The sequence below is a fragment of the Aliamphritea spongicola genome (assembly GCF_017051665.1).
Taxonomy (GTDB): Bacteria; Pseudomonadota; Gammaproteobacteria; order Pseudomonadales; family Balneatricaceae; genus Amphritea; species Amphritea spongicola.
The window spans coordinates 1415619-1426136 of the sequence record NZ_JAFIDL010000001.1 but is presented as its reverse complement, the minus strand read 5'-3'; the positions used below and the strand labels follow the sequence as shown (position 1 = coordinate 1426136).

Annotated in this window: 6 protein-coding genes and 6 tRNA genes; 3 read left to right on the top strand and 9 right to left on the bottom strand. The window is 50.1% G+C overall.

Annotated features, from left to right (window positions below):
* Positions 1-327 precede the first annotated feature (327 nt).
* The 3 genes from rpsA to JYB63_RS06590 form a co-directional block, all read right to left on the bottom strand.
* Positions 328-2007, bottom strand: a complete 1680-nt coding sequence (gene rpsA, locus JYB63_RS06600) for a 30S ribosomal protein S1 (RefSeq protein WP_205656973.1) — start codon at positions 2005-2007, stop codon at positions 328-330.
* 273 nt (positions 2008-2280) lie between these two features.
* The gene (locus tag JYB63_RS06595; RefSeq protein ID WP_205656972.1) at positions 2281-3054 is read right to left on the bottom strand and encodes a hypothetical protein; all 774 of its coding nucleotides are present in this window, start codon (positions 3052-3054) and stop codon (positions 2281-2283) included.
* 60 nt (positions 3055-3114) lie between these two features.
* A complete protein-coding gene (locus JYB63_RS06590) occupies positions 3115-5208 on the bottom strand; it encodes a carboxy terminal-processing peptidase (protein ID WP_243431811.1) in 2094 nt (697 codons plus the stop codon).
* Between the two features lie 349 nt (positions 5209-5557).
* Between JYB63_RS06590 and bamJ the strand changes: the two genes are divergently transcribed.
* Together bamJ and JYB63_RS06580 are read left to right on the top strand one after the other, a co-directional pair.
* Entirely contained in the window at positions 5558-6091 is a 534-nt protein-coding gene (bamJ, locus tag JYB63_RS06585) for a BamJ family beta-barrel-assembly machinery protein (protein WP_205656971.1), read from the top strand.
* A gap of 2 nt (positions 6092-6093) precedes the next feature.
* The gene (locus JYB63_RS06580) at positions 6094-7392 is read left to right on the top strand and encodes a M18 family aminopeptidase (RefSeq protein ID WP_205656970.1); all 1299 of its coding nucleotides are present in this window, start codon (positions 6094-6096) and stop codon (positions 7390-7392) included.
* Positions 7393-7737: 345 nt separating this feature from the next.
* On the opposite strand, the gene JYB63_RS06575 is transcribed toward JYB63_RS06580, so the two are convergent.
* The 6 genes from JYB63_RS06575 to JYB63_RS06550 form a co-directional block, all read right to left on the bottom strand.
* Positions 7738-7814 (bottom strand) — tRNA-Pro (locus JYB63_RS06575).
* A gap of 54 nt (positions 7815-7868) precedes the next feature.
* Positions 7869-7945, bottom strand: a tRNA-Pro gene (locus JYB63_RS06570).
* A 40-nt stretch (positions 7946-7985) separates the two neighbouring features.
* A tRNA-Pro gene (locus tag JYB63_RS06565) sits at positions 7986-8062 on the bottom strand.
* A gap of 57 nt (positions 8063-8119) precedes the next feature.
* Positions 8120-8196, bottom strand: a tRNA-Pro gene (locus JYB63_RS06560).
* Between the two features lie 15 nt (positions 8197-8211).
* Positions 8212-8287 (bottom strand) — tRNA-Asn (locus JYB63_RS06555).
* A gap of 38 nt (positions 8288-8325) precedes the next feature.
* Positions 8326-8401: transfer RNA gene (locus tag JYB63_RS06550), tRNA-Asn, on the bottom strand.
* A gap of 292 nt (positions 8402-8693) precedes the next feature.
* On the opposite strand from JYB63_RS06550, the gene ycaO reads away from it, so the two are divergent.
* On the top strand, positions 8694-10427 hold the full coding sequence (gene ycaO, locus JYB63_RS06545; RefSeq protein WP_205656969.1) for a 30S ribosomal protein S12 methylthiotransferase accessory factor YcaO: 1734 nt from the start codon (positions 8694-8696) through the stop codon (positions 10425-10427).
* Positions 10428-10518 lie beyond the last annotated feature (91 nt).

Genomic DNA, 10518 nt, shown 5'->3' with positions numbered 1-10518 from the left:
ACCTGATCCACCACAGCTAATTTAAAGGCAAGAGAATAATCTCGCTGAGTACGCTTAGTGATTGTTGTCATAACACTTTCCAAATTTAAGGTTAGAAAGTGTCAACCTTATTCAGGACGGGTCACAGGCACAAAAAAAGGCGCGTAAAACGCGCCTTTTTTAATCGCAGAGGTCGCTATTACTTCTTAGCTTCCATCTGAGCCCTGAACAAATCACTGATAGTGCGCAAGGGGACGTACCAGCAGTTTCAACTGGTTTTTTGAGCACAAAGTGCAGGCACAAAAAAAGGCGCGTAAAACGCGCCTTTTTTAATCGCAGAGGATGCTATTACTTCTTAGCTTCCATCTGAGCCTTGATCAGGTCACCGATAGTGGTCGGACCAGCAGTTTCAACTGGCTTCTCACTAACTGCTTTGATTGCAGCTTTTTCGTCAGCCTGGTCTTTAGCCTTAATAGACAGAGTGATCGCACGGTTACGACGATCCAGGTTAACGATCTTAGCTTCAACTTCGTCACCTTCTTTCAGGACAGCGCTCGCGTCTTCAACGCGGTCGATGCTGATGTCAGATGCTTTCAGTACGCCTTCGATGCCTTCAGCCAGCTCAACAACAGCAGCTTTAGCGTCTACAGACTTAACAGTACCGGTAACGATAGTGCCTTTTTCGTTTGCAGCAGCGTACTCAGAGAACGGATCGCTTTCCAGTTGCTTGATACCCAGAGAGATACGCTCTTTCTCAGCATCGATAGACAGGATAACGGCTTCAACTTCTTCGCTCTTCTTGTACTGACGCAGAGCTGTTTCGTTGTCAGCATCCCAAGAGATGTCAGACATGTGAACCAGACCGTCCAGATCGTTTTCCAGACCAACGAAGATACCGAAGTCAGTGATAGTCTTGATAGAGCCAGTCACTTTATCGCCAGCAGCGTACTGTTCAGCGAAAGTAGTCCATGGGTTAGCAGCACACTGCTTGATACCCAGGGAGATACGACGACGATCTTCGTCTACGTCCAGGATCATAACTTCAACAGCATCACCTACCTGTACAACCTTGGATGGGTGGATGTTCTTGTTAGTCCAGGACATTTCAGAAACGTGTACCAGACCTTCAACGCCGTCTTCGATAGATGCGAAGCAGCCGTAGTCAGTCAGGTTAGTAACGCGAGCTTCAACCTTGCTACCTGCTGGGTAACGAGCCTTGATAGACGCCCATGGATCTTCGCTCAGCTGCTTCAGACCCAGAGACAGACGGTTGTTCTCTTTGTCGAACTTGATGATCTTAACAGTGATTTCATCACCTGGAGTCAGCATGTCGCTTGGGTGAGAGATACGCTTCCAAGCCATGTCGGTGATGTGCAGCAGGCCGTCAACACCGCCCAGATCTACGAATGCACCGTAGTTGGTCAGGTTCTTAACGTAGCCCTTAACTTCCTGGCCTTCTTCCAGAGTAGCCAGCAGTTCATCGCGCTGCGCGCTGTTAGCTTCTTGCAGAACCGCACGACGGGATACAACGATGTTGTTGCGCTTCTGGTCCAGCTTGATCAGTTTGAATTCAAGCTCTTTGCCTTCCAGGTGGTCAACGTCGCGTACTGGACGCACGTCTACCAGAGAACCCGGCAGGAAGCCTTGAATGTTGTTAACGTTAACGGTGAAACCACCTTTAACCTTGCCGCTGATGTAACCTTTAACAGTTTCTTCAGCATCGAATGCACTCTGCAGTACTTCCCAAGCTTCAGAACGCTTAGCTTTTTCACGGGACAGACGCGTTTCGCCGCTGCCGTCTTCAACGCTTTCCAGAGCAACCTTAACCATGTCACCAACTTGGATTTCAAGTTCGTTAGCATCGTTCAGGAACTGGTTGCGAGCAATGATTGCTTCAGACTTCAGGCCAGCGTTAACAGTAACCCAGTCGCTATCGATATCGATAACTTCACCCATAACCAGGGTGCCTGGAGTCATATCAACGTGTTGCAGGGATTCTTCAAATAATTCAGCAAAGCTTTCGGACATGTGTATTCCTATCCAGTAAATTCCGGGAAAACAAGAACTTACTTTGGTTAGCCTGTAACGTCAGCCGGATACAGGGTCAGTTTAAGTATCTGTTTTCCGGCTGAATGGCTGACAATGGGCAGCCGGAGTACAGATATAAGGGCGGTCATTATACAGCCGCTTTAGGCAAGTAGAAAGTAGCAGGTACGATAAAAACCGTAAAAGTCCCGGGGATTTATAGCTTTTTTCAGCAATTTCAGCCCGAAACAGCTGTTTCGGACTGAGGGGCGGCGATCAGTTGGTCAGGTAGGCAAGCCGGGAGTAGAGGTTTTCTCTGCACGGCTTGGACACAACTTTAAGGTCATTCAGCAGGCCAGCAGGCATGAGTGCTTCGTTGCGGGTTTTGAAAAACTCCACGGCCAGCTGCTCTTCCTGTTTATTGTTGGCGGCAATGTCGACGCCGTTGCCGATGCAAAAGGCATAAGCGGGTAAGTGATCATTTACCACGGTATCAATCTGGCCCTGATCCAGCGCCAGTTTATTAATGGTGATAAAGCGGCGGTATTCCTGTGCAGCAGCGGCTGACATGCTTTCTATCTGGCGGCGGTTAAAGCGACGGGTTTCCGCGTGGCCTGCCAGCAGCTGCTTGATGCGGGTGTGAATCAGGGATATCTCTTCGTCAAGAGAGTAAGGCGCGTAGCGTTCATTGGTGCGCTTGTATTCTTCCAGCAGCTCAACCTGAGCCTGCAGGGTGATGACCTCAGCCTGAAGGTTGTCAATTTCCAGGCTCATTTTGCGGCGTTCGGAACGCAGCTTGGCGATGATTTTCTGATTCGGTGACAGGTTGGGGTTGGTGTCTATTGACGGGGCGAGGTGAGCATCTTCCCCTTCAAGGTCGTACCGTGAGTCTCCGGGCATGACGCTGTCGCCAAAGCTCTGCAGGCTTTTATTGTTTTCTGCCGTTTGCGCCATGAGTACGGTGTACAACATGTAGCCACCAATACTCAGCAGGATCAGCAATAAAGGTATTCCGATAATCAGTGCCAGCTTGTTTTTGCTCAAGGACATATGCCTTCCCCGGTAGGTGTATGGTCTGTAACAAAATGTGCGGCGGATGCCTGGCCAGGCTTATTGTCTGGCCAGCAGTTTCTTATAGGTAACAGAAATTACATCCAGCAGTATTCTTCCTGTTTCGGCCAGAATGGCTTCAGCTTCAGGATTAATTATCCGGCCCTGGTCATCTTTCTCCAGTGTATCTTCAAGATCGGAGAGTTTGTCCAGTGCTGGTAACTGCTTGGCGGACCGGCGCTGATTCTCAATGTCCAGTTGCCATGCTTCAGAGGCATCACGTTCAGCCTGAAGCATTGCTTCGTTGAGAGTGATCAGGTTGTCGTTTTTGATTTCAGTAATCCGGTCGATCTGAGCCTGCATGTAACGGAAGTCCGGATCAGTTTTGATACGGGCTTTGTGACGGGCTGTCAGTTCCGGCAGCGTGCTGCTCAGGCTGATGAACTGACGGTGCGGTATGGGGTGTACCTGATCCCATGGCAGGGCGCCGTCCAGTGCGCTTTCGCCGATTTCTTCCATGTCATACAGGGAAGGGAAGCGGATATCAGGCACAACGCCTTTGTGCTGTGTACTGTCACCGGAGATGCGGTAGAACTTGGCGTGGGTCAGCTTTAACTGGCCCTGACGTAAAGGCGACAGTGTCTGTACGGTACCTTTACCGAAGGTCTGGTTGCCGACGATGATGCCGCGCTGGTAGTCCTGAATGGCACCGGCGAAGATTTCAGAGGCTGAAGCGCTCAGGCGGTTTACCAGTACAGCCATCGGGCCGTGGTAGACAACCTTCGGGTTGGAGTCCTGCAGAATGTTAACCCGACCCTGCTGGTCGCGGATCTGGACAGTCGGGCCCCGGTTGATAAACAGGCCAACCAGTTCGTTGGCTTCACGCAGTGAGCCGCCGCCATTATCACGCAGGTCGACAATCAGGCCGTCAATTTTGTCTTCACGCTGCAGCTCTTTGATCAGCCTTTCAACATCACGGGTGGTGCTCTTGTAGTTGGAGTCACCGGATTTCAGAGCGTTGAAATCAATATAGAAGGTTGGAATGCTGATTACACCAAGGCGGTAAGTGCTGCCGTCTCTGTCCAGTTCAATGACGCGCTTCTGAGCAGACTGTTCTTCCAGTTTTACTTTGTTGCGGATGATTGAAACGATCCGGCGGGTGCCGTCTTCAGCATCAGCAGGGATAACTTCCAGGCGTACGGTGGTGCCTTTGGGGCCGCGGATCAGGGCAACTACTTCATCAAGCCGCCAGCCGATAATGTCCTGAATTTCACCGCTTGCGCCCTGGCCAACGCCCACAATGACATCAGAGGTTTTAATCTGGCCGGTCTTTTCAGCCGGCCCGGCAGGTACCAGGCGGACGATTTTGGTGTTTTCGTTTTCCGTTTGCAGGACTGCCCCGATGCCTTCCAGTGAAAGGCTCATATTGATATTGAAGTTCTCAGAGCGCCGTGGTGAAAAGTACTGGGTGTGCGGGTCAAACTGCTGGGCAAACGCGTTCGCGTAACTCTGGAATACGTCTTCCGGGTTGGTCTGTTCCACCCGGGTAAGCTGATTTTTATAACGGTTAAGCAGGGTTTCCTTGGCGTCGGCAATATCCTTGCCGGCCAGTTTCAGGTTCAGCAATGTGCTTTTCAGACGTTTGCGCCAGAACTCATCCATTTCCGCTTTGCTGGTAGTCCACTGGCTGTTTGTGCGATCCGTCATCAGAGATTCGTCAACGGTAAAGTCGATTTCCATGTCCGGGCTTTCCAGCTTATCTATAAGGTAAGTCAGACGTTCGGTGATGCGTTGCTGATAGCGGTTAAAAATTTCAAAGCCTGCATCCAGATTGCCGGCTTTAATCTGGTCATCAAGCAGGGTGCGGTAGGGTTCGAAGCTTTTGATATCGTCCGCGAAAAAATATGCTTTGCTGGGATCAAGATTATCGACAAAGCTGTCCAGAACTTTGCTGGAAAGGGAGTCATCGACATCAATGTCGGAGTAGTGATCATCGACCAGGGAGCTGGCTATATCACGGATGACCTGGCTGTGAACCGGCTCGGGTGTCAGTTGCGGGCTGACGGCAGCCTGAGCGGACAGGCTGCTCAGAAGCAGGATCAGGCCACCAAAGGCGGCTTGTTTAACGTGCGTAACTAACTGGCTGGTGCTCAAGGTCAATATTCCTGTATAGCTTCAACTATAACTTTTAACAAAGTGAACCCATTAATTGTGGCCTTAACCATTGTGGTTGTCAGGTAATGGTTTCTTACTGCTTAAGACCTGTAAACCGTTTTTTAGGTTCCCTAAGTTTTAACTTTGGTTTCGAGTGTAGTCTCCGCCTGTGCCGATGTAAATTCAATCACTTACTGATATAGAATATCAATTTCCTCTGGCAGAACGCAGTTAATGCACTCATCATGGGTAGCCATCGTGTCATGGCTACTGCAAACTGATACGCTGGCAGGGTAAGTTTAGTTCTCAGTAAAGTGTCGGTATTCCGGGCGCTTTTATCAGGGTAAATATGTTTAGACAGATTAAGTATGCTGCGGTCATCAGTGTTATCAGCAGTGTTATGCTGCTGGCTGGCTGTGGTGAAGATCAGAATGAGGCTGAATTCCGGCGTCAGCTGATCGAAAAAGCACTGAACGATGATGTAAAAAAGGAAGGCGTGGCTTTTCTGGCTGAAAACCGGCAGCAGCCCGGGGTTCAGGAAACGGAAGACGGGCTTCAGTACCTGGTTATACAGCCTGGCAATGGCGATAAGCCCCAGCTGCAGGACAGTGTAAAGGTGCATTATCAGGGATGGCGAGTTGATGGTGAACTGTTTGAAAGCACGCTTGAACAGAATGAACCGTCAGAATTTCCTTTGAGTGGGGTTGTTAAAGGTTGGCGTAAAGCGTTACTGATGATGCCAGCCGGTGCCAAATGGAAAATCTTTTTACCTTCTGAGCTGGCGTACGGTGCGATTAGTCCGAATGAAAAAATACCGGCTAACTCGGCGCTGATTTTTGAAATTGAATTACTGGAGATAGTGCCTGCACAGCAGGTGGAATGATTATGCTTAAGAATGAATTTAATCAACGGCTATTTGAGTTTTTAGCGGCGTCTCCGACACCTTTTCATGCGGTCAGCGAAATGCGCGGCAGGCTGCAGGAAGCCGGCTTTGTTGAGCTGGAAGAGCAAAACGCCTGGTCTGTGAAGGCCGGTGGCCGGTATTTTCTGGTCAGAAATGATTCCGCCATTGTTGCCTGGCAGATGCCGGCGGATGGTGGCTTGCCGGAGCGCGGATTCCGGATGGTCGGGGCGCATACTGACAGCCCGTGTCTGCGGGTAAAGCCTAACCCGGTGTTGCTACGTCAGGGGTGTGTCAATCTTGGGGTTGAGGTGTATGGCGGTGTGTTATTGAACCCGTGGTTTGACCGTGATTTATCCCTGGCTGGCCGTGTCAGCTATCTGGCAAAGAATGGTGAAGTTTGCAGTGCGCTGATTAATTTTGTGAAGCCTATCGCCATTATTCCAAGTCTTGCGATTCATCTGGACCGTACCGCAAACAGCGAGCGCAGTGTGAATCCTCAGACAGATATTCCGCCATTGCTGGCGCAGGTGCAGGTTGACGGGGATGAGTTTGATTTCCGGGCGATGCTGAAAGCTGAGCTGGCCCGTGAAGACATTGATGATGTCGATAAAATTCTCGACTATGAGCTGAGCTTCTATGATGTGCAGGGTGGCGGATATGTTGGCCTGAATGAAGAATTTATAGCGTCGGCGCGGTTGGATAATCTGCTTAGCTGCTTTATCGGGCTTGAAGCACTGATTGAGTCTGATTCAGAAGAAGGGGCGCTGCTAATCTGCAATGATCATGAGGAAGTAGGCAGTCTGAGTGCCTGTGGTGCACAGGGGCCAATGCTGATGAACTTGCTGGAGCGTTTACTGCCGGATAATGAGCTGCGTAACCGTGCGTTGGCGAATTCAATGATGGTTTCTGCAGATAATGCCCACGCTGTGCATCCTAATTTTGCTGATAAGCATGATGCCAATCATGGTCCGAAGCTGAATGCCGGCCCGGTGATTAAGATCAATAATAATCAGCGTTATGCGACTAACAGTGAAACGGCTGCTATTTTCAGAAATCTGGCGGATCTGGAAGATGTACCTGTGCAAAGCTTTGTTGTACGTACGGATATGGGCTGCGGCAGCACCATTGGGCCGATTACATCCGGTGAGCTGGGTGTGAAAACCATTGATGTGGGGGCGCCTCAGTATGCCATGCATTCTATCCGGGAAATCTGTGGCAGTGATGATGCGGTGAATCTTGCCCGTATTCTGCAGCGTTTCTACCGTCTGGAGAAAATCTGACAGTTAATGCTTTTCAGATATTTGAGAAACCGCCTTTGGGCGGTTTTTTGTTGTCTGCAGTTTGTCTTGAGAGATGTATGGCGGGCGGATTGAAAGCGCGATGTTGTCTTGCTGCGCTCAACTCGAACCTACGACCCTCTGGTCTCAAACCAGATGCGCTACCAGACTGCGCTATGACCTGATGACTAGTTGTTTATACACGGCTGTGTGTTGAGGTGTCACTTCAAGAGAGTGATCGGGGCAGTAGGATGACCATCGCAAAGAGCGCGATGTTGTTTTGCTTCGCTTAACTCAAACCTAAGGTGAGTCGTTTTAGTCAGAGGAGATTTGAAAATAAGAAATAAGTGGTCGGGGCAGCAGGATTCGAACCTACGACCCTCTGGTCCCAAACCAGATGCGCTACCAGACTGCGCTATGCCCCGATGATGATAAGCTGTTTATACACGGCTGCGTGTTGAGGTATCTCTTCAAGAGAGTGGTCGGGGCAGCAGGATTCGAACCTACGACCCTCTGGTCCCAAACCAGATGCGCTACCAGACTGCGCTATGCCCCGATGATGATTAGCTGTTTATACACGGCTGCGTGTTGAGAAGTGGTCGGGGCAGCAGGATTCGAACCTACGACCCTCTGGTCCCAAACCAGATGCGCTACCAGACTGCGCTATGCCCCGATCGTATTTGGCTGTTTAGACACTGGCCAGTGTATTAGAAGATCCACTTTTAGAAAGTGGTCGGGGCAGCAGGATTCGAACCTACGACCCTCTGGTCCCAAACCAGATGCGCTACCAGACTGCGCTATGCCCCGTCTTCTTTATTCTGATGGCTCCTCGAGCTGGACTCGAACCAGCGACCAATAGATTAACAGTCTACTGCTCTACCAACTGAGCTATCGAGGAATGTTATCCATCAAAACGTTACTAATTAAAGCAGTAATTGGCTCCTCGAGCTGGACTCGAACCAGCGACCAATAGATTAACAGTCTACTGCTCTACCAACTGAGCTATCGAGGAACTGCTTAACTAGTGGCGGCGTATGTTAATGATCAGCCCTATGGGCGTCAAGCACTTACGTTAAAAAGTTTTTCATTCAGCATAAATAATGGTTTGCGCGGTTTTATGTCTGCGCCGGAAGCGGCATTTTCCGGGCTTTTAATAAGCTGCCTTAAATCAGAGAAACACTTTATGAGAACACAAAATACCCTTGCCAGAGTTTCGGTGTGCGGCGTATTTCTGTATAACGTGGAGTTTGAGCGGGGTTTATTCTCCTGCGGATGTGAAGATTGGCTTGCTAGGACTTAGTTATATGACGATGATTCCCGGAAAAGATGCGCCTTTAGAGGAGTCGATTGAAAAAATGTCTGCTCAGTTAGAGGCTCTGGGCTTCGATATAGAGCAGGCACAATGGCTGAATCCTGTCCCGAATGTCTGGTCTGTGCTGATCCGAGACCGTAACTGTCCACTTTTATTTACCAATGGTAAGGGCGCCAGTAAAGAAGCTGCACTGGCCAGCGCGCTGGGTGAGTATTTTGAGCGTCTGAGCTGTAACTCTTTCTTTACCGATTATTATCTGGGCCAGGAAGTGGCAGAAGGGGATTTCGTTCACTATCCGAATGAGCGCTGGTTCGATGTCAGCGGTGAAGAAATCCCGGACGGTCTGTTCGATGAGCCGACGTTGCAGCATTACAACCTGCATGATGATCTGACTGCCCCTGGCCTGATTGATACCAACTCAGGTAACAGTGGACGGGGTATCTGCGCGATACCCTTTACCCGTCAGCGCACTGGTGATGAAGTCTGGATTCCTGTGAACATCATCGGCAACCTCTATATCAGTAATGGTGCTGCCGCCGGTAACAGTGTGGCAGAAGCACGAGTACAGGCGCTGTCGGAAATCTTTGAGCGTCATATTAAAAACACCATTATTACGTCCGGTATCAGTTTGCCGGAAATCCCTGAACATATTATCAACCGCTACCCGCAGGTGGTGGATGCACTTAATGCATTGCGTGATTACGGCTATGTTGTGCTGGTGCGGGATGCGTCGCTGGGTGGCAAGTACCCGATGGTCAATGTAACCCTGATTAATCCGGATGACGGCGGTTGTTGTGCTTCATTCGGTGCGCATCCTAAGTTTGAAGTGGCGCTGGAGCGGACGGTTACTGAGTTGTTGCGGGGCAGGGCCCTGAATTCACTGGCAGATTTTCCGTCTCCAAGTTTTAATCTGGCCGACGTGGCGGATTCGCAGAACCTTGAAGCGCATTTTATTGATTCCAGCGGCGTGGTGGCCTGGGACCTTTTCTCCCGGGATACGGACTATGAGTTTGTTGAATGGAACGTGGAAGGTGACAGCCAGGCAGAGTTCGAACATCTGTGTAACCTGATCCATAAAGTGGATATGGATATTTACATTGCCGATTACGAGCACCTGAATGTATATACCTGCCGGATCATTGTGCCGGGCATGTCCGAGATTTACCCGGTGGATGATCTGGTATCGAACAATAACAATGCCGGGGTTGAGTACCGTGAAGGGTTGCTGGATCTGGCGAACTTCGATAAAGATCAAGGGGCTGATTTACTGGTCGATCTGAATACCGAAGGGTTTGATGATAAGCAGCTGGTCGCTGAGCTGATTGGTATTGTGGCGGACAAAGGCACTGCCTGGAGTACTCTGCGGGTTGGCGAACTGAAATGTTTGCTGCACCTGCAGCAGGGGAACCTGGCGGATGCGCTGGACTGGTGTCACTGGCAGTTGGAAAACGCCCGGTTACAGGAGTCTCGTGAGGCGCTGTACCGGTGTCTGTATCAGTGCCTGCAGTTTACGCTGGATGCTGAGCGGGACTTTGCTGACTATAGCGGTCTGCTTGAGCAGGTATATGGTCAGGCACTGATGGAACGGGTATCTGAAATGCTTGCCGGTGAACGGATTTTCAGAGATTTTCCTGCCAGTACTTTAAGTCTTGAAGGCTTTACCACCCATCAGAAAATGCTTGAAGTGTATGACCGCTTGCAGTCTGCGAAGCGGGCTGCAGGCTGACATTTAACCAGCCCTGAATCGCTGTTTTTTCTGAAAAGGCCGTTTTCCCCAAAACGGCCTTTTTGCTACTTGGTCAGGCGGTTTATTTCCG